General features: G+C 73.1%; 25 protein-coding genes. 14 read left to right on the forward strand and 11 right to left on the reverse strand.

What is annotated here, in order from left to right; all coding sequences use genetic code 11:
- Positions 1 to 284: 284 nt before the first annotated feature.
- The 5 genes from H7H31_RS32910 (at position 285) to H7H31_RS32930 (ending at position 5676) form a co-directional block, all read left to right on the forward strand.
- Entirely contained in the window at positions 285 to 1046 is a 762-nt protein-coding gene (locus H7H31_RS32910; RefSeq protein WP_176160066.1) for a DeoR/GlpR family DNA-binding transcription regulator, read from the forward strand.
- Positions 1047 to 1446: 400 nt separating this feature from the next.
- Positions 1447 to 2820 (forward strand): ABC transporter substrate-binding protein, encoded by a 1374-nt coding sequence (locus H7H31_RS32915; RefSeq protein ID WP_187064760.1) that lies wholly within the window; start codon positions 1447 to 1449, stop codon positions 2818 to 2820.
- Complete coding sequence (locus H7H31_RS32920; RefSeq protein WP_187064762.1) at positions 2820 to 3785, forward strand: carbohydrate ABC transporter permease; 966 nt, start codon at positions 2820 to 2822, stop codon at positions 3783 to 3785. Before H7H31_RS32915 ends, H7H31_RS32920 begins: the two co-directional genes overlap by 1 nt.
- Positions 3782 to 4690, forward strand: coding sequence for a carbohydrate ABC transporter permease (locus H7H31_RS32925; RefSeq protein WP_187064764.1), 909 nt, complete (start codon positions 3782 to 3784; stop codon positions 4688 to 4690). The genes H7H31_RS32920 and H7H31_RS32925 overlap by 4 nt, the downstream gene beginning before the upstream one ends.
- Positions 4687 to 5676 (forward strand): zinc-dependent alcohol dehydrogenase family protein, encoded by a 990-nt coding sequence (locus H7H31_RS32930; RefSeq protein WP_187064766.1) that lies wholly within the window; start codon positions 4687 to 4689, stop codon positions 5674 to 5676. Before H7H31_RS32925 ends, H7H31_RS32930 begins: the two co-directional genes overlap by 4 nt.
- Before the next feature lie 185 nt (positions 5677 to 5861).
- Here H7H31_RS32930 and ku read toward each other — a convergent pair whose 3' ends face one another.
- The 3 genes from ku to ligD all read right to left on the reverse strand — a co-directional run bounded on the left by ku (position 5862) and on the right by ligD (position 9034).
- Complete coding sequence (ku, locus tag H7H31_RS32935; RefSeq protein WP_372455990.1) at positions 5862 to 6854, reverse strand: non-homologous end joining protein Ku; 993 nt, start codon at positions 6852 to 6854, stop codon at positions 5862 to 5864.
- Positions 6855 to 6893: 39 nt separating this feature from the next.
- Positions 6894 to 7943: a PHP domain-containing protein gene (locus H7H31_RS32940; protein WP_187064769.1), complete on the reverse strand. Its 1050-nt coding sequence runs from the start codon at positions 7941 to 7943 to the stop codon at positions 6894 to 6896.
- Positions 7944 to 8029: 86 nt separating this feature from the next.
- Positions 8030 to 9034, reverse strand: coding sequence for a non-homologous end-joining DNA ligase (gene ligD, locus H7H31_RS32945; RefSeq protein WP_187064771.1), 1005 nt, complete (start codon positions 9032 to 9034; stop codon positions 8030 to 8032).
- A 115-nt stretch (positions 9035 to 9149) separates the two neighbouring features.
- Here ligD and H7H31_RS32950 point away from each other — a divergent pair, with 115 nt between their 5' ends.
- Positions 9150 to 10211, forward strand: a complete 1062-nt coding sequence (locus tag H7H31_RS32950) for an ATP-dependent DNA ligase (protein ID WP_187064773.1) — start codon at positions 9150 to 9152, stop codon at positions 10209 to 10211.
- 39 nt (positions 10212 to 10250) lie between these two features.
- On the opposite strand, the gene H7H31_RS32955 is transcribed toward H7H31_RS32950, so the two are convergent.
- Complete coding sequence (locus tag H7H31_RS32955; RefSeq protein WP_232110211.1) at positions 10251 to 10700, reverse strand: ATP-binding protein; 450 nt, start codon at positions 10698 to 10700, stop codon at positions 10251 to 10253.
- Between the two features lie 245 nt (positions 10701 to 10945).
- Here H7H31_RS32955 and H7H31_RS32960 point away from each other — a divergent pair, with 245 nt between their 5' ends.
- The 3 genes from H7H31_RS32960 to H7H31_RS32970 all read left to right on the forward strand — a co-directional run bounded on the left by H7H31_RS32960 (position 10946) and on the right by H7H31_RS32970 (position 12982).
- Entirely contained in the window at positions 10946 to 11803 is an 858-nt protein-coding gene (locus H7H31_RS32960) for a helix-turn-helix domain-containing protein (protein WP_187059746.1), read from the forward strand.
- 44 nt (positions 11804 to 11847) lie between these two features.
- Entirely contained in the window at positions 11848 to 12063 is a 216-nt protein-coding gene (locus tag H7H31_RS32965) for a DUF397 domain-containing protein (protein ID WP_176165787.1), read from the forward strand.
- Positions 12064 to 12169: 106 nt separating this feature from the next.
- Positions 12170 to 12982 (forward strand): SAM-dependent methyltransferase, encoded by an 813-nt coding sequence (locus H7H31_RS32970; RefSeq protein WP_187059747.1) that lies wholly within the window; start codon positions 12170 to 12172, stop codon positions 12980 to 12982.
- A gap of 151 nt (positions 12983 to 13133) precedes the next feature.
- Here the strand turns inward: H7H31_RS32970 and H7H31_RS32975 are convergent, their stop codons facing one another.
- Positions 13134 to 13520, reverse strand: a complete 387-nt coding sequence (locus H7H31_RS32975; RefSeq protein ID WP_187118194.1) for a thiol-disulfide oxidoreductase DCC family protein — start codon at positions 13518 to 13520, stop codon at positions 13134 to 13136.
- Between the two features lie 232 nt (positions 13521 to 13752).
- Between H7H31_RS32975 and H7H31_RS32980 the strand changes: the two genes are divergently transcribed.
- Positions 13753 to 15237, forward strand: a complete 1485-nt coding sequence (locus H7H31_RS32980) for an FG-GAP and VCBS repeat-containing protein (protein WP_187061088.1) — start codon at positions 13753 to 13755, stop codon at positions 15235 to 15237.
- 63 nt (positions 15238 to 15300) lie between these two features.
- On the opposite strand, the gene H7H31_RS32985 is transcribed toward H7H31_RS32980, so the two are convergent.
- Both H7H31_RS32985 and H7H31_RS32990 read right to left on the reverse strand, forming a co-directional pair.
- Positions 15301 to 15561, reverse strand: coding sequence for a DUF6233 domain-containing protein (locus H7H31_RS32985; protein ID WP_187061089.1), 261 nt, complete (start codon positions 15559 to 15561; stop codon positions 15301 to 15303).
- Between the two features lie 144 nt (positions 15562 to 15705).
- Positions 15706 to 16530, reverse strand: coding sequence for a class I SAM-dependent methyltransferase (locus H7H31_RS32990; RefSeq protein WP_187061090.1), 825 nt, complete (start codon positions 16528 to 16530; stop codon positions 15706 to 15708).
- Between the two features lie 350 nt (positions 16531 to 16880).
- Between H7H31_RS32990 and H7H31_RS32995 the strand changes: the two genes are divergently transcribed.
- Positions 16881 to 17711, forward strand: coding sequence for a serine hydrolase domain-containing protein (locus tag H7H31_RS32995; protein WP_187061091.1), 831 nt, complete (start codon positions 16881 to 16883; stop codon positions 17709 to 17711).
- Positions 17712 to 17824: 113 nt separating this feature from the next.
- On the opposite strand, the gene H7H31_RS33000 is transcribed toward H7H31_RS32995, so the two are convergent.
- Positions 17825 to 18643: a M23 family metallopeptidase gene (locus tag H7H31_RS33000; protein WP_187061092.1), complete on the reverse strand. Its 819-nt coding sequence runs from the start codon at positions 18641 to 18643 to the stop codon at positions 17825 to 17827.
- 399 nt (positions 18644 to 19042) lie between these two features.
- On the opposite strand from H7H31_RS33000, the gene H7H31_RS33005 reads away from it, so the two are divergent.
- Positions 19043 to 19747 carry a TNT domain-containing protein gene (locus tag H7H31_RS33005; protein WP_187061093.1) on the forward strand — a complete coding sequence of 235 codons (705 nt, stop codon included), beginning with the start codon at positions 19043 to 19045 and terminating at the stop codon, positions 19745 to 19747.
- A 6-nt stretch (positions 19748 to 19753) separates the two neighbouring features.
- Positions 19754 to 19987, forward strand: coding sequence for a hypothetical protein (locus H7H31_RS33010; RefSeq protein ID WP_187061094.1), 234 nt, complete (start codon positions 19754 to 19756; stop codon positions 19985 to 19987).
- Positions 19988 to 20079: 92 nt separating this feature from the next.
- Here the strand turns inward: H7H31_RS33010 and H7H31_RS33015 are convergent, their stop codons facing one another.
- The 3 genes from H7H31_RS33015 to H7H31_RS33025 are packed head-to-tail and all read right to left on the reverse strand — an operon-like array spanning position 20080 to position 23777.
- Positions 20080 to 21345, reverse strand: a complete 1266-nt coding sequence (locus H7H31_RS33015) for a nucleotide sugar dehydrogenase (protein WP_187061095.1) — start codon at positions 21343 to 21345, stop codon at positions 20080 to 20082.
- 45 nt (positions 21346 to 21390) lie between these two features.
- The gene (locus H7H31_RS33020) at positions 21391 to 22539 is read right to left on the reverse strand and encodes a DegT/DnrJ/EryC1/StrS family aminotransferase (protein WP_187118195.1); all 1149 of its coding nucleotides are present in this window, start codon (positions 22537 to 22539) and stop codon (positions 21391 to 21393) included.
- Entirely contained in the window at positions 22539 to 23777 is a 1239-nt protein-coding gene (locus H7H31_RS33025) for a DegT/DnrJ/EryC1/StrS family aminotransferase (RefSeq protein ID WP_187059801.1), read from the reverse strand. Before H7H31_RS33025 ends, H7H31_RS33020 begins: the two co-directional genes overlap by 1 nt.
- Positions 23778 to 24378: 601 nt before the next feature.
- On the opposite strand from H7H31_RS33025, the gene H7H31_RS33030 reads away from it, so the two are divergent.
- Positions 24379 to 25443 carry a polyprenyl synthetase family protein gene (locus H7H31_RS33030; RefSeq protein WP_232110212.1) on the forward strand — a complete coding sequence of 355 codons (1065 nt, stop codon included), beginning with the start codon at positions 24379 to 24381 and terminating at the stop codon, positions 25441 to 25443.
- Positions 25444 to 25625: the final 182 nt, after the last annotated feature.

Below are 25625 nucleotides of genomic sequence, written 5' to 3' on the forward strand. Positions count from 1 at the left end.
CACGTTCCGTGGCGGAGCGTGGAAGCGCCGTAGCGGGCGGTGGCAAGGGCGCCACTTAAACCAACCGGGCGGGAACCGGTCAGGTTGTTGCCCGTAGGCGGGCAGCGGTGACCTGTGTTTCCCTTCCGTAAGATGTCGCTGACCTGGGGGTTGCCTGGACATTAAGCGGGCAGAGACGGTCAGGAGAGATCTGGTGCCTGGCCTGGTCACAGCACAACTCCCCTTGTAGAAATCTGATCAGGAAGTGCCCGAACGGGCAGTGCGGTACGTGATGGGGAGTCACTGTGGACGCAGAGGAACGCCGGCGCACGGTCCTCGAACTGGCCCGCCACACCGGCTCCGTCGTCGTGACGGAGTTGGCGGAGAAGCTCGGGGTGTCGAAGGAGACCGTTCGGCGTGACCTGCACGCGATGGAGAACCGGGGCCTGCTGCGGCGTACCCACGGCGGGGCCTATCCCGTGGAGAGCGCGGGGTACGAGACGACGCTCGCTTTCCGCACCACCATGCACGTCGCGGAGAAGTCCCGGATCGCCGCCGCGGCCGGCGAACTCGTCGGCGACGCGGAGACCGTCTACGTGGACGAGGGCTTCACGCCACAACTCATCGCCCAAGCGCTGCCCCGCGAACGACCGTTGACCGTCATCACCTCGTCCCTCGCCACCGCCAGCGGCCTCGCCGTCAGTGACCGGATCACCGTGCTCTTACTCGGTGGCCGGGTCCGGGGCAGCACGCTGGCCTCCGTGGGCCACTGGGCCACCCACATGCTCCAGGGATTCGTGATCGACCTGGCGTTCATCGGCGCCAACGGCATCTCCCGGCAGTACGGCCTGACCACTCCCGACCCGGCCGTCAGCGAGGTCAAGGCGCAGGTGATGCGGGTCGCCAGGCGCCGCATCTTCGCCGGCGTGCACACCAAGTTCGGCGCCGTGAGCTTCTGTCGCTTCGCCGAGGCCCAGGAGTTCGAGGTCATCATCACCGACACCGGCCTGCCGCTGGCCGAGGCCCACCGCTACGCCCTGCTCGGGCCCCAGGTGCTGCGCGTGTGACCGCCCCCGCCCCACGCCGCCGGCGCCGCGCCGCCGGCACCCGCGCGGGGCCCGCACCGCGCCCCGCCAACGGCGCCCCGACCAGTCGCCCGGGCCGGCTCCCACCACACAGCGCCGGGGCGACCGGCACCCACCGACCTCGTACGCGAGTACGCGACCCCATCGGAGCAACCTGGCCCACCCTCAGCCCGTGCCGCCCCAGCTCGCGCCGCCCGCCGACGCCCCCAACCGCCGTACCAGCACCACCTCACCCGCGCGCCCCAACCCGCCTCGGCCGCCCAGCCCGGGGCCCCGCCCGGGGCGAGCGGTGGGCCCGGTACGCGTCGCGCGCCTCGGCCACCCGACCACGGCCCGGCGCGCCCCCCAGCCACCCAGTGATATCGATCCACGGGGAGAACCCATGTCCATCCACACCCGACGCGGCGCTCGCGCGCTGGTCGCCGCCGCCTCGGCGGGGGCGCTCGTCGCGGCGTGCACCGCATGCGAGGGGTACGTCGGTGCCGGCGGCTCCTCGCTCTTCGGGGGTGACGCCATCAACGTCCTGATGGTCAACAACCCACAGATGGTGGAGTTACAGAAGCTGACCAAGCGACACTTCACCAAGGACACCGGCATCAAGGTCAATTTCACCGTGTTGCCCGAGAACGACGTCCGCGACAAAATCAGTCAGGACTTCTCCAACCAGGCCGGCCAGTACGACGTCGCCACCATCAGCAATTTCGAAGTCCCCTTCTTCTCCGAACACGGCTGGCTACGCGACCTGGGGCCCTTTCTCGCCAAGGACCGCGCCTTCGACCAGCAGGACATCCTCGCCCCGGTACGGCAGTCGCTGACCGCCGACGACGGCAAGGTCTACGCCGAGCCGTTCTACGGCGAATCCTCCTTCCTGATGTACCGCAAGGACGTCCTCGCCGAGCGCGGCCTGACCATGCCCGCCGAGCCCACCTGGCAACAGGTGGCCGACATCGCCGCGAAAACCGACGGCGCACGCCCCGGGATGAAGGGCATCTGCCTGCGGGGACTGCCCGGTTGGGGCGAGTTGACCGCGCCGCTGACCACGGTGGTCAACACCTTCGGCGGCACCTGGTTCACCAAGGACTGGAAAGCCCGTCTGACGTCACCGGAGTTCGTCGAGGCCACCCAGTTCTACGTCGACCTGGTGCGTGAACACGGGCAGGCGGGCGCCGCGCAGTCGGGATACGCGGAATGCCTTTACAACATGTCGCAGGGCAAAAGCGCGATGTGGTACGACGCCACCGCGGCGGCCGGCACGCTGGAGGACGCGAAGTCCCCCGTCAAGGGCAAGATCGGCTATGTGAAGGCGCCGGTGAACAAGACCTCGGATTCCGGCTGGCTCTACACCTGGGCCTGGGGCATGCAGAAGGCGTCCGAGAAGTCCGACGACGCCTGGAAGTTCATCTCCTGGGCCTCCAGCAAGGAATACGAGGCCCTGGTGGGACGGGAGAGCGGCTGGGCCAACGTACCGGCCGGCAAACGCGCCTCGACGTACGCCCGACCGGAATACCGGTCCGCGGCGAGCGCGTTCGCCGACGTCACGCACCGCTCCATCGCCGCCACCAAGCCGCGTGACCCGGGCGTCCAGCCGAGGCCCACCGCCGGCATCCAGTTCGTCGGCATCCCCGAGTTCACCGACCTCGGCACCAGGGTCTCCCAGGAGATCAGCGCGGCCATCGCCGGCCGCCAGCCGGTGCGCGAGGCGCTGCGCGCCTCCCAGAAGATGGCCGAGCGGGTCGGCGAGGAGTACCAGGACTGATGACCGCGCCAACCACCGGGCCGCGCGCCCCCGTCACACCCACTACGGTCAGGCCGTCGCAGCCGCCCAACCGCCTCAAGGTGTGGGCCACGCGCGCCCCGCTGCTGCCCGCCCTGGTCTTCCTGATCGCCGTCACCCAACTGCCGTTCGTGGCGACCCTGGTGATCTCGCTCTTCGACTGGAACTCCCTGGACCCGGACGACCGGCACTTCACCGGCCTGAGCAACTACCGCCACGCCGCCGAGGACGAGGCGCTGCGCGAGTCGGTGCTCACCACCGCCGTCCTGACGGCCACCGTCGTCCTGGCCACCGTCGTCCTCGGGCTGTTGCTCGCCCTCCTGCTCGACCGCGAGTTCCGGGGCCGCGGGGTGGTGCGTACGCTGCTCATCGCCCCGTTCCTGGTCGTCCCGGTCGCCGCCGCGCTGCTGTGGAAGCACGTCCTCTACAACCCGGACTACGGCCTCTTCAACGGCGCCCTGACCTGGGTGGCCGCCCGCTTCGGCGACGACAGCCCGCCCCAGCCGGACTGGGTGTCCGACATGCCGCTGCTGGCCGTGGAGGCATCGCTGATCTGGCAGTGGACACCGTTCATGATGCTGATCCTGCTGGCCGGGTTGCAGAGCCGTCCGATGGACATGATCGAGGCCGCGCGCATCGACGGCGCCGGCAACTGGCAGATCTTCCGCTACCTCACCCTGCCGCACCTGCGCCGCTACCTGGAGCTCGGCGTGCTGCTCGGCTCGGTGTACATCGTGCAGAACTTCGACGCGGTCTTCACCATCACCGCGGGCGGCCTGGACACGGCCAACCTGCCCTACACCATCTACCAGACCTTCTACCAGGCCCACGAGTACGGCCAGGCGTCGGCGGCCGGCGTGCTCGTCGTCATCGGCTCGATCATCATCGCGACCTTCGCGCTGCGGGTGGTCTCGTCGTTGTTCACCGAGGAGGCGTCCCGTTCATGACCGCCACCGCAGACGCGCCCACGGGCGCCGCGACCTCCCGGCCAGCCGCCCGCCGGCGCCCACTGGCCGGCCCGCGGCGCGGGGCACGGCGTCGGGGGGCCGCCCTCGGGCTGCTCGCCTGGCTGGTCGGGCTCCTCTTCTTCCTCCCCGTGGCCTGGATGGTGCTGACCTCCCTGCACTCGGAGCAGGACGCCGCGACCAACCCGCCCTCCCTCGGCGCCTCGCTGACCTGGGACGGCTACCGCACCTTCTTCGGCGCCGACGGCGGCGCCAGCCCCTGGCCGTCGCTGATCAACTCCCTGACCGCCAGCGTCTGCTCCACCCTGCTCGTGCTGGTGCTCGCGCTGCCCGCCGCGTACGCGCTGTCCCTGCGCCCCGTGCGCAAGTGGACGGACGTGCTGTTCTTCTTCCTGTCCACCAAGATGCTGCCGGTCGTCGCCGGGCTGCTGCCGATCTACCTGTTCGCCAAGAACGTCGACATGCTCGACAACATCTGGCTGCTGGTCATCCTCTACACGTCGATGAACCTGCCGATCGCGGTATGGATGATGCAGTCCTTCCTCGCCGACATCCCGGTGGCGATCATCGAGGCGGCGCAGATCGACGGTGCCCCGCTGCGCACCATCCTGGCCCGCGTGGTGGCCCCCGTCGCCGGCCCCGGCATCGCCGCCACCTCGCTGATCTGCTTCATCTTCAGTTGGAACGAGATGCTCTTCGCCCGTGTGCTGACCGGCGTCAGGGCGCAGACCGCGCCGGTCTTCCTCACCAGCTTCATCACCAGCCAGGGCCTGTTCCTGGCCAAGGTCTGCGCAGCGTCCGTCGTGATCTCCCTCCCGGTGCTCGCCGCCGGGTTCGCCGCCCAGGACAAGCTCGTCCAGGGCCTGTCGCTAGGAGCAGTGAAATGAGAACCGCGCTCATCGAGGCCGTCGGCAAGGTCACCGTGACGACCGTCCCCGACCCCACGCCCGGCCCGCGCGAGGTGGTCGTGGACGTGGCCGCCTGCGGCCTGTGCGGAACGGACCTGCACATCCTGGAGGGAGAGTTCGCGCCGACCCTGCCCGTCGTGCCGGGCCACGAGTTCGCCGGCGAGATCGTCGGCATCGGCAGCGAGGTGAGCGAGCTGGCCGTCGGCGACCGGGTGGCCGTCGACCCGTCCCTGTACTGCCAGGCGTGCCGCTACTGCCGGGCCGGTCGGGGCAACCTGTGCGACAACTGGAACGCCATCGGCGTCTCCGTGGCCGGCGGCGCCGCCGAGTACGCCCTGGCACCGGTGGGCAACTGCGTGAAGCTGCCCGACCACGTCTCCCTCCAGGACGCCGCGCTCATCGAGCCGCTCTCGTGCGCCGTGCGCGGATACGACGTGCTCAACAACCACCTCGGCGCCGAGGTGCTGATCTACGGCAGCGGCACCATGGGGCTCATGATGCTCGAACTGGCCAAGCGCACCGGCGCCGCCAGCGTCGACGTGCTCGACCTCAACCCCGACCGGCTGGCCACCGCCCGCGCCCTGGGCTGCTCGCGTACGGCGGCCACCGCACAGGAACTGGACCAGCCCCGGGGCTGGGACGTCGTCATCGACGCCACCGGCCACTCGGCGGCCATCCAGGACGGCCTGCGACGGGTCGCGAAGGCCGGAACCTTTCTGCAGTTCGGCGTCGCCGACTACGCCACCACCGCGACGATCGAGCCGTACCGCATCTACAACCAGGAGATCACCATCACCGGCTCGATGGCCGTGCTGCACAGCTACGAGCGGGCGGCGAACCTCTTCGCCACCGGCGTGCTCGACCCCGCCGTCTTCATCAGCGACCGGTTGCCGCTGGCGCAGTACCCGCAGGCCCTCGAACAGTTCCGCGCGGGCGTGGGCCGCAAGATCGTGGTGGTGCCCTAACCCGTCCCACGCCGCCCGCGCCCCGGCGAGCCCCCGGCGACCGCCCCGGGCGCGCCGGGGCACTCACCCGGCGGCGCGCCTGCCCTGTCCCGGCCCGCGCCCGCCGGGTTCGGGACGCCGCCCCCGGTAGTCACGTAGCCGACCGCGCCGCGAACCGTGGCCGGCTGGGGGAGGTGGCCGCGGGCTCAGGCGTGCTTGCGCCGGGCCGGCTGCCGCTCCGCGCTCTTCGACTGGGTGGACTTCGCGGTCTTCGTCATACGTCCGGACTTCGGCGTGGCGCTCTTCTTCGCCGCGGTCTTGGTCGTGCGGCGACCGGTGGAACCGGTGTCCTCCTTGGCGGCGGTGGTCTTCTTGGCCGTGCTCTTCTTCGCTCCCGACTTGGCGGCCCCCTTGGCGCGGGGTCGGCCGCCCTCGCCCTCGCGCGCGTCGATCGACGCCTGGAGCGCGGACATCAGGTCCACGACGTTGTCGGGCGCCGGCTCGGCCCCCGCGCCCGACGGCGGGGCCTTGCCCTCGAGCCGGGCGGTCACCAGCTCGTCGAGCGCGGCCTGGTAGTCGTCGTGCAGCGAGTCCAGGTCGAAGTCCTCGGAGAGCGTGTCCATCAGGGAAGTCGCCATCTTCAGCTCCTGGGGCCGCACGGTCACCTTGTCCGACGGCGCGAGCCCGCCGGCGGCGCGGACCTCGTCGGGCCAGTGCATGGTGTGCAGCACCAGCACGTCCTCGTGCACCCGCAGGAGGGCCAGCGACTCCCGGGTGCGCAGCGCGACCTTGGAGACCGCCACCCGGCCGCTGTCGGCCAGCGCCTCCCGCAGCAGCACGTACGGCTTGGCCGCCGCCGCCGAGTCGGCGCCCACGTAGTAGGCGCGCGAGAGCCGCAGCGGATCGATCTCGTCCGCGTCGACGAACGCGATGACGTCGATGAGCTGCTTGCTCGGCAGCGGCAACTGGGTCAGGTCGTCCTCGGTGAGCACGGCCGTGCGGCCGTCGACGTCCTCGTACCCCTTGGCGATGTCCGCGTAGTCGATCTGCTTCCCGCACTGCTCGCACACGCGCTTCATGCGGATGCGCCCGCCGTCGGCGGCGTGTACCTGGTGCAGCTTGACGCCGCGTTCCTCGGTGGCCGGATAGAGCTTGACCTGGATGGACACCAGACCGAAGCCGATGGCCCCTTTCCACATCGAGCGCATGGTGCTGGCCCTTCTGGTGAGGTGTCCACCCTATGTCGCAGATCGTCCGGCGGCAGTGCGAGCGGGCGGCTTGCGGGTACGGGTCCAGTCGGTGAGCTGGCGCGCGGTCCAGGTGTTGATCAATCGTTCGGCCGGTACGCCGCACTCGGCCGCGCGGGCGCAGCCGTAGTCCAGCCAGTCCAACTGGCCGGGGGCGTGCGCGTCGGTGTCGATCGAGAACAGCACTCCGGCCGCGACCGCCTCGCGCAGCAGCGGGCGCGGCGGGTCCAGCCGGTCCGGGCGGCAGTTGATCTCCACCGCGGTGCCGGCCTCGGCGCAGGCGGCGAACACCGCCTCGGCGTCGAACGCGGACGGCGGCCGGCCCCGCCCCGCCACCAGCCGCCCCGTGCAGTGCCCGAGCACGTCGACCAGCGGGTCGCGCACCGCGGTCACCATGCGCCGCGTCATGGCGGCGGCGTCCATGCGCAGCTTGGAGTGGACGGAGGCCACCACCACGTCCAGCTGGTCGAGCAGCTCACGGTCCTGGTCGAGCGAGCCGTCGTCGAGGATGTCGCACTCGATGCCCGTCAGCAGCCGGAACGGTGCCAGGCTGGCACGCAGCTCGGCCACTACCGCGAGCTGTTCGCGCAGCCGCTCAGGGCTCAGGCCGCGGGCGATGGTCAGCCGGGGCGAGTGGTCGGTCAGCACCGCCCACGCGTGCCCCAGCCCGGCCGCCGCGCGGGCCATGTCCTCGATCGGGCTGCCGCCGTCCGACCAGTCGGAGTGCAGATGGCAGTCGCCGCGCAGCGCGGCTCGCAGCCGCTCGCCCCCCGTGGCCAGTGGGCGCTCGGCCTCGGTCTCCAGCTTGCGCAGGTAGCTGGGCACCTCGCCGGACACCGCCTGTTCGACGACCGCGGCCGTCTTGGGCCCGAGCCCCTTGACGGCCCGCAGCGTCCCCGCTGCCGCCCGTCGCCGCACCTCGTCGTCGCCCAGTTGGGTGAGCGCCGCCGCGGCCGTACGGAAGGCACGCACGCGGTACGTCTCGGCATCCGCGCGCTCCAGCAGGAACGCGATCCGCTCCAGCGCCGCCACCGGCTCCACGGATCTCGCCTCCTTCCCGTCCCTGTGGCCCCCGCCGCCCCGCCCGGCCCGCTCCGACGCGGTGCCCGCCGAGGGGGACCGCCCGTTCAGTGCTTGGCCCGACTGGGTTGCACCCGCTTCGGCTCGCCCGCCATCTTGGGGTGGTCCGGCGGGTACGGCAGGTCGCCGAGCCCGTGCTCGCGCTCGTCGCGGGCCGCCAGCTCCAGGGCCGCGTCCAGCCGGAAGGCGTGCGTGTCCAGGTCCGCGTGCACGTCGCCCACCTCGGCGAAGCGGGCGGGCATGGTCGCCACGTCGAAGTCGCGCGGCCGGGCGTCGGTCACCTCCGACCAGCGCAGCGGGGCCGAGACGGGGGCGTGCGGCCGAGGACGCACCGAGTACGCGCTGGCGATGGTCCGGTCCCGGGCGGTCTGGTTGTAGTCCACGAAGATCTTCGCCCCCCGCTCCTCCTTCCACCACGACGTCGTCACCCGCCGTGGCGCCCGCCGCTCCAGCTCCCGGGCGATGGCGATGGCGCTCCGCCTGACCTGGACGAACGTCCACTCCGGCGCGAGGGGTACATACACGTGCAGCCCCCGGCCGCCGGAGGTCTTGGGCCAGCCGCGCAGGCCGAGACCGTCCAGCACGTCGCGCAGCTCCTCGGCCGCCCGCACCGCGTCCTCGTAGTCCGTGCCGGGCTGCGGGTCGAGGTCGATACGCAGCTCGTCGGGGTGATCGGTCCGCGCGCGGCGCACCGGCCAGGGGTGGAAGGTCAGGGTGCCCAGGTTGGCCGCCCACGCCACAGCCGCCAGCTCCGTGGGGCAGATCTCGTCCGCGTACCGCCCGCTGGGGAAGGTGATGCGGCTGGTCGGAATCCACTCCGGCAGGTTGCGCGGCGCCCGTTTCTGGAAGAACGACTCCCCGGCTACCCCTTCCGGGTAGCGCTCCAGCGTCGTCGGCCGGTCCCGCAGCGCGCGCAGCACCCCCGCGCCGACGGCGAGGTAGTAGCGCACCACGTCCTCCTTGGTGAACCCCCGCTCCGGGAAGTACACCTTGTCGGGATGCGATACCCGCACCGTGCGCTCACCGACCGTGAGCTCCAGGGCCTTGGCCATGCCGCCACGCTAGGCCGGTCCCCGCCGGCGCGCCTGTCGGCACCGGGAGGAGCGAAGCCGGGGTGGTCCGCTCGCTCGACGGGCGGGCGGCGACGGGCCGCCGCACAATCCAGACATGGACCTACCGGTGATGCCGCCCGTACGGCCGATGCTGGCCAAGCCCGCGGCGCAGCTCCCGCCCGGCATGAGCTACGAGGCCAAGTGGGACGGCTTCCGGGCCATCGTCTTTCGCGACGGGGACGAGGTCGAACTCGGCAGCCGCACCGGCAAGCCGCTCACCCGGTACTTCCCCGAACTGGTCGAGGCGCTGCGGGCCAACCTGCCCGAGCGCTGCGTCCTGGACGGCGAGATCGTCGTCGTCCAGGGCGACCGGCTCGACTTCGAGACGCTGCTCAGCCGCATCCACCCGGCCGCCTCCCGGGTCAGGATGCTCGCCGAGACGGTCCCCGCCAGCCTGGTCGCCTTCGACCTGTTGGCGCTCGACGACCGATCCCTCCTGGACGCCCCGCTCGCCGAGCGCCGCACGGCGCTCACGAGCGCCTTGCGCACCGCGACGCCCCCGGTGCACGTGGCGCCCGCCACCACCGACCTGGACCTCGCCCGCGAGTGGTTCGACCAGTTCGAGGGCGCCGGGCTCGATGGCGTGATCGCGAAACGGCCTGATCTTCCCTATCGACCGGGCGAACGGGTCATGGTCAAGGTCAAGCACGAGCGCACCGCGGACTGCGTGGTGGCGGGGCTGCGCCCGCACAAGAGCGGCCCCGTCGTCGGCTCGCTGCTGCTCGGCCTCTACGACGACACCGGCCGGCTCCAACACGTGGGCGTGTGCGCGTCCTTCCCGATGCGCCGACGCGAGGCCCTGATGGCGGAGCTGGCGCCGCTGCGCATGGCGAGCGCCCGGGGCCATCCCTGGGCCGACTGGGGCGAGGAGAGCGCGCACGCCCAGAACCGGATGCCCGGCGCGCCGAGCCGCTGGACCGGCGGCAAGGACCTGTCATGGGTGCCGCTGCGCCCCGAGCGGGTCTGCGAGGTGGCGTACGACCACATGGAGGGGGACCGCTTCCGGCACACCACGCAGTTCCGGCGTTGGCGCCCCGACCGCTCGCCCGAGAGCTGTGGCTACGCCCAGTTGGAGGAGCCGGTCAGCTACGACCTGGACCGGGTGCTCGGCGCCTGAGCCCACCACCGTGGCCCGGGGCGGGGCCAGGGCGCGGCGTCAGGCGGTGTGGGCCGGGAGCGCCGCCCACACCGTTCGCCCCTGACCCCGTTCCCCGAGGACCACGCCCCAGGTGTCGGCGAGGCTCTCCACCAGGAGCAGGCCGCGCCCGCACTCGTCACCGGCCGCCGCGTCGCGCGGCGTGGGCCGGGTGGCGCTCCCGCCCTGGTCACGCACTTCTATGCGCAACTGCCCGGGTATCGCCTGCAGGACGCAGGCTATGGAACTGCTGTCGGTGTGCACGACGGCGTTGGTGAACAGTTCGGAGATGACCAACTGGGCCATGTCGCGGGCGTCTTCGGACACCTGCTGGCAGGTGAGCCAACTGCGGACGCGACGGCGGGCGTCGGAGACCGCCGCGCGTTCGGCCGGCAGGCGGAACACTTCGTGACAGGGTGCGCCCACGGTGCTGGGCGACACGGGGAAGGGCGTCATTTCAGGAGCGATCACGGCCGTTCGCCTTCCAGGTGCCTGCGGGGGGTGGGGGCGCGGTGGGGGAGGAGCACAGGCGCGCGGGTCTCGGTAGGGTCGCCGAGCCACGACCGTCATGAGAGGGGTTGACCACGTACCTATGATCGCTGCCTCACCCAGTCAGCAAGGGGCATTATGCGAAATGCAGAATAGCGAGCGCAGTCTGTTGATGTCAGCCGAACCGTGGCACACTGCTGCGAACAAGCCATGTGCGGAGGTGGGATGTGGGTGAGGCGCGATCTGCCCCAACGGTTGGGCAGATAGTCCTCGGCATGCGGCTGCGGGACCTCCGGGAGAAGGCCGAGGTCTCGTACGAGCAGGCGGCGAAGGCGCTGCACGTCAACCAGACCACCGTGCGGCGCATGGAGAAGGCCGAAGTCGGGCTGAAGCTGCCGTACGTGGAGAAGCTGCTGCGTACCTACGGCATCCCGGACGAAGAGGTCAGCTCCTTCCTGCGGTTGGCCGAGGAGGCCAACCGGCCCGGCTGGTGGCACCGCTTCCGCGACGTGCTGCCGGACTGGTTCAGCCTCTACGTCAGCCTGGAGGGCGCGGCCAGCCTCATCCGCGCCTACGAACCGCACTTCGTCCCGGGCCTGTTGCAGACCCCCGATTACGCGCGAGCGCTGCTGCGCGTCGGCTTCCCGCACGCCGACGACGAGGAGATCGAACGCCGGGTGGCGCTGCGGATGGAACGCCAGCAACTCCTCACGAACCCCGAAGCGCCGCGGCTTTGGGCCATCGTGGACGAGACGGTGCTGCGCCGCCCGGTGGGGGACGCCGAGGTGATGCGCGGTCAGGTCGACCGGCTGGTCGAGTCGTTGGAACTGCCGAACGTGACGCTCCAGGTCGTGCCGTTCAGCGCCGGGCCGCACCCGGGGATGTTCGGCCCCTTCCAGTTGTTCAGGTTCCGGGTGCCGGAACTGCCCGACGTCGTCTACAGCGAGGGCCTGACCAGCGCCTCGTACCTCGACGAACGCGCCGACGTGGCGGCCTACCTCGAAGCCCTCGACCGCATGGGCACCCAGGCCGTCCCAGCACCACGCACCGAGGCCCTCCTCGGTGACCTTCGCAAGGAGCTTTGACCGTGAACAAATCCGTGGCAGACACCGACCATGTCTACAACGGCATGCCCGCCAGCGCTCTCGGCAGCGAGGGCTGGCGCAAGCCGTGGAGCGGCCCCAACGGCGGCAGTTGCGTCGAAGTCATGAAGCTCGCCGACGGGCGGGTGGCCCTGCGCCAGTCGACCGACCCCGACGGCCCCGCACTGATCTACACCGTGCGCGAGATAGAACAGTTCCTGCACGGCGCCAAGGGCGGCCAGGCGGACTTCCTTCTCGCCTGACGGCGAACCCGGCACCACCCCGCACCACCCGCACGCGAGCCCCTACCACCGCGGCCCAGCCCTCGACCACCCGCGGTGGCGACAGCACCAGGAACCGGAGGAACAGATGGCCGAACTCGGTCGCGCAGCGAGCCGGATCGACACGAGCAAGCCGCATCCGGCGCGCATGTACGACTACTACCTCGGTGGCAAGGACCACTACGAGGTGGATCAGCAGGCCGCCGAGAAGGTCGTGGAGATCAATCCCGGGATCAAGGTCTGCGCGGGCACCAACCGCCGCTTCATGCACCGGGCCACCCGCTACCTGGCCGCGGCCGGCGTACGGCAGTTCCTCGACATCGGCACGGGCATCCCCACCGAGCCCAACCTGCACCAGGTCGCCCAGAGCGTGGCCCCCGAGGCGCGGGTCGTCTACGCGGACAACGACCCGATCGTGCTCACCCACGCCCAGGCGCTGCTGCGCAGCACCCGCGAGGGGCGTACCGCCTACATCCACGCGGACGTGCGCGAGCCCGAGAAGATCCTCGCCGCCCAGGAGCTGCGCGAGACCCTGGACATGAGCCAGCCCGTCGCGCTGTCGCTCAACGCGCTGCTGCACTTCGTGCCCGACGAGTTCCACGCCTACGACCTGGTGGAGCGCCTGGTCGCGGCGCTGGCCCCGGGCAGCTACCTGGTCCTGTCACACGTCACCTCGGACTTCGCGCCCGACGTGTGGGCTCGCGTGGTGGACATCTACCACCGTGGCGGCATCCCCGCCCAGACCCGCTCGCGCGCCGAGGTCGAACGGTTCTTCACCGGCCTGGAACTGGTCGAGCCCGGCGTCGAGGTGCCGCACCGGTGGCGGCCCGACGCCGAGACGGACGCGAACGTCACGGACGCTGACGTGTCGCTGTACGGCGCGGTGGCGCGCAAGCCCTAGCACCGCCACCACATCGGGAGCGCGCCGCGCTCCCACACGGACGAGGACGCCCGCCTCGGGGGTGGCGGGCGTCCTCTTGGCGTACGCGGGCAGCGGCGGTCAGCGCGGGGCGGGCGCGCCGGCGGTCAGCGTGGGGCGGGCGCGCCGGCGGTCAGCGTGGGGCGTCGCGGCGGGGGAGGGCGCAGGCGGGGGTGCCGCCCGGCATCCGGTGGCGGTTGTCGGCCACCACGCGGTAGACGACGTGGCCGATCCAGCGCAGCGGCGGCAGGTTCACCAGCGCGCCCAGCGGGGCCCAGCCGCGACCCGCGCTGAGCAGGAGCTTGGCGACCGCCCTGATCCCGCCGTACACGGTGCCGCTCGGCGTGACCCACAGCACCTCGTGCTCGGCCCTGTCCCGCGTGGTGCCGAGTTCCCCCAGGTCGGCGAACTGCCAGGCGGTCACCTCGCAGCGGGGCCGGATGCGGCGCTCGGCGAAGGCCACGCAACTGGTGCAGAACGCGCAGTCGCCGTCGTAGATCAACACAGGTCGGGTCCGCATGCCCCCATCATGCCCCGCCCGTTCTGGGCGCCGCCCCCGGGTCTGCTCCACGTGGCCGGGCGCAGGGGCGGCCCCGGTGGGCGCGTCGTGTGGCGGAGCGGGCGCGTCCGTACAACCCCCGACGCCCGCGGGCGGTCACCCCAGGTGATCGGCGGCTCAACCCGACCCCACGGAGCGGCGAACCAGAGCTGAACCCGCGACGCCAGCCGTCCCCCACCCACCGGAGGACCCCGTGCACCCACGCTCCCGCACGCTCGCCGCGGCCCTGTCCGCCCTCGCGGCGACCACCGCCCTCACCCTGCCCACCGCGCACGCCGCCCCGCAGCGCGAGGCGCCGCCGTACGACCTGAACGGCGACGGCTTCCCGGAGGTGGTGGTCGGCGTGGCGAACGGCACCGTCGACGGCCACCAGCAGGCCGGCTACGTCGCCGTGGTGCCCGGCTCGGCTACCGGGCCCGCGACCGCGGAGCGCTGGACGGTCAGCCAGGCCAGCACCGGGGTACCCGGCGCACCCGAGCCCTTCGACCAGTTCGGCGCCCACCACACGAGCGCCGACCTCGACCGCGACGGCTACGCGGACCTCCTCGTCGCCGTGCCCGGCGAGGACGGGTCGACCGAGGACGCCGGCCGCGTCGTCATCCTCTGGGGCGCGACCGACGGCCTCGGCGGGACCACCAGCGTGCCCGGCCGCGCGGCCTACGGCCGGGTCGGTGGCCACGGCCTGGCCGTCGCCGACGTCGACGGCGACGGGGCGCGGGACATCGTCACCGCCGACGACGGCGAGGAGTTGGCCACCCTCTCGCTCGCCCGCGGCCCCTTCGCGCCGGGACGGACCCCCGCCCCGCTCACCCGCGTGACGGACACCGGGATCACGCACTTCAGCAGCGTGGTCGCCCTCGCCGTCGGGGACCTCGACGGCGACGGCCGCGACGACGTGGTGGCCCCCTGGCGCGGCCTGGAGGGCGACGGCACCGCCATGCTGCGCGGCACGCCAGACGGCCTCGCCCGCGAACGCGCCTGGCACCACGAGACCGGCGGTCAGTCGATCGCGGCCGGCGACTTCGACCGCGACGGCTACGCCGACCTGGCCGTGGGCGGCGCCCGCAGCGTCGGCCCCGACGACCCGGGCTGGGAGCCGCGGTACCCGGTCGCGAGCGGCGTCGGCGGCACGGTACGCGTGCTCTACGGCGGGCCCGAGGGCCCGGCCGGCAGCCGGGAGCCCGCCGACTTCAGCCAGGAGACGCCGGGCGTACCGGGCACCGGCGCGGGCGAGAGCGAGCGCGGCGACGACTTCGGGTTCGCGGTCTCGGCCGCCGACGCCGACGCGGACGGACACGCCGACCTGGCGGTCGGCGCGCCGGGCGAGGCCGCCGGGCCCAGGGCCGGTGCCGGCCGCGTCACGCTGCTGTACGGCTCGCCCACCGGCCTGCGTGCCGACCGCTCGCACGGCGTCCACCAGGACGCGCCCGGCGTGCCGGGCAGCAGCGAGGCCCGGGACGCCTTTGGCGCGAAGGTGGTGCTGCGTGACGCCGACGGTGACCGGCGGGCCGACCTGCACACCGCGGCGACGGGTGAGGACGGTGGGGACGGCCGCGTCTGGTCACTGCTCCGGGCGGCCGACGACGGCGCCGTCACCGGGGTGGGTTACAGCGCGGCCGGCCTGCACTTGCCGGCGCCGACCCGTGGCCTGGAGTTCGGGCGCGGTCTGGGCAACTGACCGCCGGCCGGCGCCACCTGGGACCGCGACGGCCCACTGGGCGCGAAGCGGGGCCGGGGTGAGTCAGGGCGCGGGCCTGGCGGCCGGGCTCGCGGTGGTCAAGGCGCCCTGGCACAGGGCGCGCTCCGGGGCGCAGTTCGGACAGGGGCGGGTGCCGGGCGTGGCCAGGAGCGCCAGCGCGGCCTCGGTCGTGACCAGGTCCGCGCAGTCGGAGGCGGCCCGACACGTGTCGCGGTGCAACACCAGCCAGTTGCCGCCGGCCGCGCTCGGCGCGGACTCGTGGACCCGCCACCAGCCCGCTCCGACGTCCTCCTCGACGTGCATGGGTAGGCCCCTCCCGGTCAGACGGCTCGTTGACATCGGCGCGTGAGAGCGATGCTTCGCATGAGAGCGATGCTTGTCGCTGCGGGGAGGTGGATCAAGTACCTACAAAAAAGTGCGTGCGGTGGCATCGGGTGATTCGGCCAGTCACGGCCTGGCGTGCGCCCGCAGTTGGGCCACGGCGTAGGCCCGGCCGCCCAGGGTCAGCGCCCGCGCGGCGTAGGCCGCCACGCGCTGCGTCGGGTTGAGGCGCTCCATCACGCCGTGCTCGCGCACCAGCGACCAGCCGGGGGCGTGCTGAGCCAGCCGGGCGCCGTTGCGGACGCCGAAGAGGAAGCGAGCCCCGGTGGCCTTCACGATCGGGTGGCGGTCGCTGTGGGCGAGCTTGGGGTGGAAGTAGTCGGCGGCCAACTCCGTGCCGGGGCCGAACGTGGCGCGGATGGCGTCGAGGCAGGTCCGCACGCCGTCCGGGGCGAGGTACATCAACACCCCCTCGGCCAGCACCAGCACGGGACCGTCGGCGCCCGGCAGGCCCCGCGCCCAGTCGGGTTCGGTGATCGAGGCGGCCCGCAGGGTGATGTCCTCGTCCGGGAGCAGCCGCCGCCGCAGCGCGATGACCTCGGCGGTGTCCACGCCGACCCAGCGCACACCCGGGGCGCCCTCGGCGAGCCGGTGGTTGCGGGTGCACAGGCCGATACCGGCGGAGACCACCGTGGCGGTGGGATGGTCGGCCACGAACGCCTCGGTCAGCGCGTCGAACACCATGCCTCGGTGCAGCCCGCCCAGCATGTTCGGCCGGTCGCGGATCACCTCGGGGTCGGCGTACCCGGTGCGGGCGAGGAGGTCGGCGGCGAGGGGGTCGCGGAAGGACGACTCGGGTACGAACCGCGCCGCGTGCGCGCGGGCGTACAGGGGCGTTAACAGGGTGCGCGCCACGCCGTCGAGGCCGTGCGCGGTGGGGTAATCCGCCATATCCGTAGGCTCACCCCGGCGCGCGGGCCCGTCAAGGCCCTGACCGGCCACGCATCGCGCGCAGCGACCGAGTGGCCGCGCAGGGTGTCGGCGGCCGAGCGGTCGCGGCCGGCGCGGAACCGGGCCCGCGACCGGGGCGCACACCCCTCCACCGCGCGGGCCGGAAACGGGCCGAACGGGCTGACGGGCCTCCCGGCGACGGCCCCCGGCGCGCCCCCTCGTACGGTGAGACCCGCGCGGGGTGGTCGGGCGAGGCCGCCCGTCCCGGTCGGGCGCGCGACATCGGAAGGCACGGGAGTCCGCGCCTTCGCACGGGCCCGGTTGGCCCGCCCCGGAAGGAGTCCCACATCGTGCGCCCCTCACCCACCTGTGTGCTCAGCGGCGACGGTCCGGCGCGTGTCCGTCACGGACACGACCCCGACCGGTACGTGGAGATCGGTTCCCTGACCAAGGTCCTCACCGGCACCGCCCTGACGCGTCTGGCGGAGGCCGGGGTGCTGGGCCTGGAGGACCCGGTGGAGCGGTGGTTGCCGGTGCCGCCGGGTACCGGCATCACCCTGCGACACCTGGCCGAGCACACCTCCGGCCTGCCCCGGTTGCCCCCCGGCCTCGGCGGCCGGGACCCGTACGCCTCCTTCGACGACGCCGCGCTGCGCGCCCTGTCGACCAGGCTGGACGCGCTGGCCGTGGGCGAGCCCGGGGCGCGGGAGGAGTACTCCAACCTCGGCTACGCCGTGCTCGGCGCCGCGCTGGTCGCCGCGACGGGCCAACCGTACGAGCGGGTCGTACGGGACCACGTGCTGGACCCGCTCGGCATCGAAGCGATGGCCGCACACCCGCCGGCGGGTCAGGCCCTGCGCGCCACGGGGCTCTTCGGCCGCCCGCGCGCGTCGTGGACCATGGACGGCGCGATCCTGCCAGCCGGCGGGATGTGGGCAACCCCGCGCGCCGCGGCCCGCCTGCTCACGGGGTTGCTCGTGGACCGTGAACTCGGGGCCCCGGCGCTGACGTGGCGCCACGCCAAGGGCGTGACCTGGCACAACGGCGCCACGCGCGACGCCTCGGTGTTCGCCGGCGCGCTACCCGACGGGCGGTGGGTCCTCGTGCATCGCCTCGGTGGCTCGCACGCGGACACCGACGCGGAGGGCATGCGCCACCTGGCCCGGTCCGCGACGCGGTGACCTGGGCGACGCGCGCCGGGCCCGCCACGGCCGATAGCCGCGACGGGCCGGGCGTGGACGCGCGTCACACCGGGCAGCCGCGGGCCGGAGCGGGAACGCGGCAGGCGCCCCTGCTAGCAGATCGGCACGCCGGGCAACTGGGCCGCCGGGTGGTCGACGTAGATGTTGGAGATGAAGCCGCCCTGGTCGCGGAGCTTGCTCCACCAGTTGTTGGTGTGACCCTCGGCGGTGACGGTGCTGCCCTGCTTCTGGCAGACGACCGTCACGTTGGTCGGCCCGGGCAGGACGCCCACCACCGGCGAGTTGAGGTAGGCGTCGGCGCGCACCCGGATGTCCGACCCCCAGGTACGGAAGTTGCCGCCGCCGCCACCGCAGCCGTTGTCGCTGGTCAGGTACGACTGGTGGTACTGCGACGGGTAGGGCAGGCCCGCTCCGCCTATGACGATGTTCTGGCCCACGCCGTTGAGCAACTGCTCGTAGTGGATGTGCGCGCCCGAGGAGTGCCCGGTGCTGCCGGTCACGCCGATCTGCTGGCCCTGGCTCACGGCGGCGCCGCTGGGCACGGAGTAGGAGGCCAGGTGGAAGTAGTACGTCTTCCAGCCACCACCGTGGTCGATCACGATGTAGTTGCCGGCACCGCTCGGCTGTGACATGCGGGTGGCCGTCCCGGACGCGGACGCCAGCACGGGCGTGCCCGCCGTCGAACCGCCGTCCGCGCGCACGAAGTCGAGCGCGCGCCGCACCTCGGCGGAGTGGTGGCTGTAGGTCCACTTCTGGCCACAGGGGAACGGGGCCCGGAAGTTCGGCGCCGCCGCGAGCCGTGCGCCGTCGCCGGACGCCGACGTGGCGTGCGCGGGGGCGGTCAGCAGTGCGCCGATCGTGGCCACGACGGCCACCAGCAGCGACACCGTGCGCGAGCGTCTGTAGTGCATCGAGATGACTCCTTCGTCGAACCGGGGGAGGCGGGTCGGCACCGCCGGGCCCGGCGGCCCGGCCGGCGTCGATCACGTGTACCACCGCCGCGCCGCGCCGCACACCCCGCGCGGTGGCCTCGACTCCACCTCGCCCGCTGCCTGCCGCCTCCGGTTTCGACCCCGTTCGCCGGGACGGGCGCGCGCAGCGCGGCGGACCGTGCGGCGAGCGGGTGACGGAAGCGGGCCGTCCGCAGCCCGCCGGGAGACGGACCCCGACGGGGAGCCGTCGCATAGGGGGACGCACCGGGCGCGTATCCCGACTCCTCATCGCCCTCGGCGACTGATCCCCTACGATGCGCACCGAGCCTGACGGGCAGTCAGCGCGACGAGCCACCCGTGCCACACGAGGAGACCCGCATGAACCGAAGGGGCGCCATCGCCAGCGCGCTGAGCACCGCCGTCATCGTGGTGGCCATGCCCGCCGCGAGCGCGGCGCAGCCGGCACCGGAGCGGCCCGCGGAGCGCCGCTCCGTCGCGCCGGCCGGTGCCGGCGCACAGTGGCGGGAGCCGTGCACCGGCGCCTACCAGGGGGACGCCCGGCTGGGGCCGCAGCGGCTGCCGCGGCTGTTGCGGTTCCCCGTGGGCCCGCTGGTGTTCGGCTACCAGCGCACCGGCAGGCTCTCCCCGGACGCCTTCCTCAGGAAGTACTGGGAGGGCCCGGCCGACAAGGGTGGCTGGAAGTACCCGCCCAACGACGGGTTCGCCGAGGTCAACGGCAAGGTCGACAAGCGGCGCGCCCAACTGCGGCCGGGCCAGCGGCTCGACCGGTTCGGCTCCGAGTACGGCGGCTACCTCGCGCCCGCGGGCGACCACTACGCCAAGCGCGCGCTGCCGCCGCAGAACCTCAACACGCGCGACGCCGCCTTCCCCTGCGACTACCACGTGTACGAGGTCACCAGGAAGTTCACCGTCTGGCAGGGCGGGATCGCGCCCTGGTTCGAGCAGCCGGGCGGCGGCCAGCAGATCAAGCTCGACCCGGCCCTCCTCAACCCGGGCCAGGGACAGCGGCTGAACGTGAAGTGGCTGCTCGACAACGGCTATCTCGCCGCGGCCAGGCGGTAGCCGACCGTGGATCGTCGCGCGTTGCGCGAGGCCCTGCACGCGGCGCGGGTGAGCGATGACTACTACTGGATCGAGGGTGTGCACGAGCCCCGGCCCACCCCCGTGGACTATCTCTTCCTGCGCGCGAACGAGGGCGGCGGCTGGCAGGTCGGCGCGTACGAGCGCGGCGCGGGCGAGGTCATCGCCGTGCACGGTGACGAGGAGACGGCCTGCGCCCACCTGTTGGCGCTGCTGACCTGAGCCGTGCGCGCTCCGGGGCGCCCCGACCGGTGCCGTGGCCGGTCGGGGCGCGGGCCGGTCGCGGCTCGGTGAGGCGGTGCGCCCGGGGGGCTTCAGAGGATGTCGACCGACGCGCTCGGCTCCAGCCGGCGACGGCAGTCGAGGACGTAGGGCGCGTGCCGGGGGATGGCGGCGTAGTCGAACGCGTCGTGGTCGGTCAGCAGCACCACCGCGTCCGCCGCGGACAGTTCGGCCGGACCGAAGTCCACCCGGCGCACGCTGCTGTCCACCGTCACCGACTCCACCACGTGCGGATCGGCCGCGCGCACCTCGGCGCCGAGACCGATCAGCAGCTCCGCGACCTTGAGCGCCGGAGACTCGCGGGCGTCACCGGTGTTGGCCTTGTACGCCAGGCCGAGCAGCAGCACGCGGGCCCCGTTCAGCGAGCGACGGCGCGCGTTGAAGGCGAGCAGCAGCCGCTGCACCACGTGGTCCGGCATGTGGCCGTTGATGTGGTTGGCCAGCTCCACGAAGCGGAACCGGCGGCCGAGCGTGCGGTGCACCCGCCAGGACAGGTACTCCGGATCGACCGGCAGGCAGTGCCCGCCCACCCCGGGCCCGGGCGTGAACCGCATGAAGCCGAACGGCTTGGACGCCGCCGCGTCCAGCGCCTCCCACACGTCGATGCCCAACTCGTGCGCGTACATGGCGATCTCGTTGACCAGCGCGATGTTCACGTGCCGGAAGGTGTTCTCCACCAGCTTCGACAGCTCGGCGACCTCGGGCGTGCGCACCGGCACCGTCGTCTCGGTGATCGAGTCGTAGAAGGTTCGCACCGCCGCCAACGACGCCTCGTTGACGCCCGAGACCACCTTCGGTGTGTTGCCCAGGTGCCAGGTGGGGTTCCCCGGGTCGATGCGCTCGGGGCTGTACCCGAGGAAGAAACCCTCGCCGGCCACCAGTCCCGAGTCCTCCTCCAGGATCGGGCCCACCAACTCGGCGGTCGTGCCCGGGTACGTGGTGGATTCCAGCACGACCGTGACGCCGGGCCGCAGCCGGCTGGCGAGCAGCCGCGCGGCGTCCTCGACGTGCGACAGATGGGGGACCCCGTCCTTGAGCGGCGTCGGTACGGTGATGACGGCGATGTCGAATCCGTCGAGCTCGGCCGGGTCGGCCGTCGGCAGGTAGCTGCCGGCCTCCAGCAGCGCGGTCAACTCGGCGCTGGGCACGTCCTCGACGTAGGACTCGCCGGCCACCAGCCGCTTCACCCGCTCACCGTCGATGTCGTAACCGACGACCCGGTGCCCGGCGCGGGCTGCCCGCACGGCCAGCGGCAGGCCGACGTAGCCCTGGCCCAGTATCGCGATCTTGCTGCTCACGGATCGATCCTCCTGTGGACGGCGGTGCGTGCGGGCGGGCTGCGGTCAGCGGAAGAAGGCGGCCACGGCGTCCGCGATGCGGCTCACCTGGGCCTGGTCGAGCTGGGGGTGCAGGGGCAGGGCCAGGTGCCCCGCGCTGGCCTGCTCGGCGCCGGGCCAGCGCGCCCCGGGCGGGGCGTACGGCGCGAAGGCGGGGAGGCGGGGGAGGGGCAGCGGGTAGTAGACCCGGGTGCCGATGCCGTGGGCCGCGAGGTGGCGGGCCAGCGCGTCGCGGCGCCGCGTCTGCACGGCGTAGACGTAGTGGCACTGCTCGGCGTCCGGAGCCGGCGCGCTCAGCCCGTGCGCACGCAACGGCGCGAACCGCTGGCTGTAGTACGCGCTGATCCGCGCCCGGCGCGCGATGCGCGCGTCCTGGGTCGCCAGCCGGGCGAGTTGGAAGCCGGCCTGTATCTCGTCGAAGCCGCTGTGCGGGCCGATCTCGTGGTGTACGGAGCGGCGCTCGCCCCCTGGGCCGTGGTCGCGCAGCGCGCGCACGGTGCGGGCGAGTTCCGGGTCGTCGCTCAGGACGGCGGCGCCCTCGCCCGGCATCCCGAACGGCTTGGCCGGAAAGAACGAGTACAGGCCGAGCTGGCCCCAGGTGCCCGCGGCGCGCCCGGCCAGCGTCGCGTCCTGCGCGATGGCCGCGTCCTCGATGACGGTCAGCCCGTGGGTCGCGGCCAGCCGCGTCACCTCGGGCATGTCGGCCATGGTGGTGAAGGTGTGCGCCGGCACGACCGCCCGGGTGCGGGCGGTGAGCCGGCGCGCGATGTCGGCCACGTCGATGACCATCGTCAGCGGGTCGACGTCGGCGAAGACCGGCACGGCACCCACACCGAGGACGGTGCTCGCCAGCGGCTCGGCGCCGAACGCGGGCACGATCACCTCGTCCCCGGGGCCGAGCCGTGCCGCCCGCAGCGCGAGGCCCAGCGCCGAGGTGCCGCTCGCACAGGCGATCACGTCACCCGTGCCGACGCGCTGGCGCAGCCGGCGTTCCAACTCGGCCGTGCGGCGGCCGAGGACGAAGCGTTGGTCGGGATCGGTGGCCACCTCCCGCACGGTGTCGAGCAGGAGTTCGCGGGCGCCGGAGTCGAGGAGCGAGCCGCTGTAGGGCACCGGGGCCGCGTCGACCGCGGGGGCCGAGTCCACCACACTCATCACAGGGCACCTTCCGGAGCGAAGGAACGGACGGCGGCACACACGTCCGCCACCTGACGCGCGGTCAGGTCCGGGTAGAGCGGCAGCGCGAGCACGTGTTCGGCGGCCTCCTCGGCGTTCGGGAAGTCACCCTCCCGGTGGCCGAGGTCCGCGAAGCAGGGCTGGAGGTGCGACGGGCGCGGGTACGCCTCGGTGCTGATCCCGGCCCGCGCGAGGTGGTCCACCAGCCCGTCCCGGTCGTCCACCTCGATGGCGTACACCGAGAAGACCGGATCGACACGGGCCCGCGAGCCCCGCACGACCTCGGGCAGCCGGCGCACGCCGGGCGCGCCGCGCAGGTGCCGGGTGTACGCGGCGGCCAGCTCCGCGCGGCGGGCGATGTCCGCCTCGACGCCGGCGAGCTTGCCGAGCAGCACCGCGGCCTGGACGTCGTCCATCTTGGCGTTGGTGCCCAGAAGTTCGCCCTGCCGGGCCACCTCGGCGGCGGCTGCCCGCCGGCTCGCCGTGCCCTGGCTCACCGCCGCCGACGGGGCCGTGCGGCCGTGGTCGCGCAGCGCCCGCACGCGCGCGGCGAGCCCGTCGTCCCGGGTGAGCACCAGGCCCGCGTCGCCGAGCGCGCCGAGCGTCGTGGTGGGGCACAGGGAGACCGCGCCGCCCGCGCCGATCAGCCCCGTGTGCACGCCCGCCCAGCGCATCCCCAGGCTCCGCGCGCCGTCCTCGAGCACCAGCAGTCCGTGGCGTGCGGCGACGTCCGTCACCCCGGCCAGGTCGGCCGGCTGGCAGAACACGTGCGCCGGCAGTACGGCCCTGGTCCGCGCGGTGATCGCCTTCTCGACCGATGCGGGGTCGATGCCGTAGGTGAGGGGGTCGACATCGGCGAAGACCGGGCGGGCACCCACCAGCGCCACCGACGCGGCCGGCGCGGCGGACGCGAAGGCCGGCACCACCACCTCGTCGCCGGGCCCGATCCCCGCCGCGCGCAGCAACAACACGAGGGCGTCGGTGCCGTCGCCCACCGCGATGGCGTGCCGAGCACCGGTGTAGGTACGCAACGCGGCCTCGAGCTCGGCGGTCTTGGGTCCGTTCGAGTAGACCCCGGAGTCGAGTACGTCTTCGATCTGTCGGCGTACGGAAGGCCACAGCCGTTCGAACGAGGCCGCCTGGGTGAAGAACGGGACTCCGGTCGGGGCCGCTGTCCCGGGGCTTCCGGGAATGCTTTCCGTCACTCTCCTGCCCATGTCTCTCCATTCGTAGTACCCACTTTCGAAAATAGGCGGCACGCGAGTTGTCAGGGATAGCAATCCGCAGGCAATGACATGGCAGATTCAGTGCCTCACATGTCACTCTCGGACAGAGTTCTGTGTCTTTTCGACCCCTCAATTGCTGTCTGGACAGGCCGTCTTGACCGGCGTGTTGTCCACCGTCGATGGTGGATAACGTTGACGACTTCCAGGCCGGGGGGGCGCTTTCCCATATGGACACCCGCAGAAGATTCGGCTTTGCCGGGCCATGGGATTCTCACCGGCCGTCCAGTCGAGGAGTGGCGCGGACAAAACGGCGGTGGCCGCCCGCCGTGCCCGCTTCCGCCGCCCGCCGCGCGCCCCTTTCGCCGCCGGTCCGTCGTGCGCCGCGGCATGCTCGCCGCTGACCCGTCGGCCGGGCGAGGCGGGCGCGTCCCCGCGCGCGCGAGCGCCCCCGGGCGCCCCGGCCCGCGCGCGCCCCCCCCGCCAGCCGCCGCCCCGCTGTTCGAGGCGTCCGGACGGACACGCCGCCCCGCCCGTGCGCGCGAGGCGTGCCGCCGGTCGGCCACACCGGTGATCGCAGAGAGGAACCCCAAACATGACCGTGTCACCGATGGCACCCGTGGCCACCCCTACCGGCCGAGGCGCTGAGGCCAGGGCCCGGATTCTCGCCCGTACCGAAACCCGCCTCGACGCCCTGCTCGCCGCCGAGCGCGCGCAGTGGGCCGGCGTGGACGCGCGCGCCATCGCTCCCGTCGAGAGCGTCGGCCAACTCGTGCGCGCGGGTGGCAAGCGACTGCGACCGGCGTTCTGCGCGGCCGGTTTCCTGGCCGCCGGCGGCGAGGAGGCCGACACCCGGGTGGTGGAGGCAGCCGCCGCCGTCGAGCTGCTGCACGCCTTCGCCCTCATCCACGACGACGTCATCGACGACTCGCCGCTGCGCCGTGGCGAACCCACCGCCCACGTCCGCGCCATTGAACAACACCGTGCCCTCGGCTGGCACGGCGAGGCGCGCCGCTACGGCGAGGGCGTCGCCGTGCTCGCCGGCGACCTCGCGCTCTCCTACGCGATGCGGCTCGCCCAGGAGCTGCCGGCCCCGGCGCGCGGGGTCTGGGGAGAGCTGGTCACCGAGATGATCGTGGGCCAGCACCTGGACGTGGCCGTGGCCGCCGAGGGGGTCGCCGACACGCGGCTGTCCGAGTACATCGCCAACGCCAAGTCCGGGCGCTACAGCATCCGCCGCCCGCTCGAACTCGGCGCCGCCATCACCGGGAACACCACCCTGGCCGCGACGTTCGAGGCGTACGGCACCGCGCTCGGCGAGGCGTTCCAGCTCCGCGACGACCTGATCGACGCCTTCGGCGACGCGGACGTGGCGGGCAAGCCGGTGGGCGCCGACGCCGAGAACAACAAGATGACCCTGCTGATGAGCCTGGCCGTGGGGCGCAGCGAGCGGGTGCGGGACCTGGTCTCGGCCGGCGGCCGGGACGAGACGGCACTCCGTGCGGAGATCGCGGCCATCGACGTACGCGCCGAGGTGGAGCGGCGCATCGACACGCTGGTGGACCAGGCCCGCGAGGCCCTGGCGGACGCGCCGCTGCCCCAGGAGTGGCGCGAGGAACTGGCGGGCATGGCGGTCGCCGTCGCCTACCGCGACAAGTAGCCGCCGCGCGCGTGGCAGCGGGGCCCGGCAGCACACCTCCCGAGCCCCGTTTCCACCCACGGACGGACCCGTGCCACCGACATCTCGGCGGCGCCGACGCTTCCGCGTCCTCGCCCCGTGCGCGCCACGGCCTTCCTGCACGGCGTCGAGGGGGCGGCCCGCCGGCGCGGGCTTTGATCCGG

Source organism: Streptomyces buecherae, from assembly GCF_014295035.1.
Taxonomy (GTDB): domain Bacteria; phylum Actinomycetota; class Actinomycetes; order Streptomycetales; family Streptomycetaceae; genus Streptomyces; species Streptomyces youssoufiensis.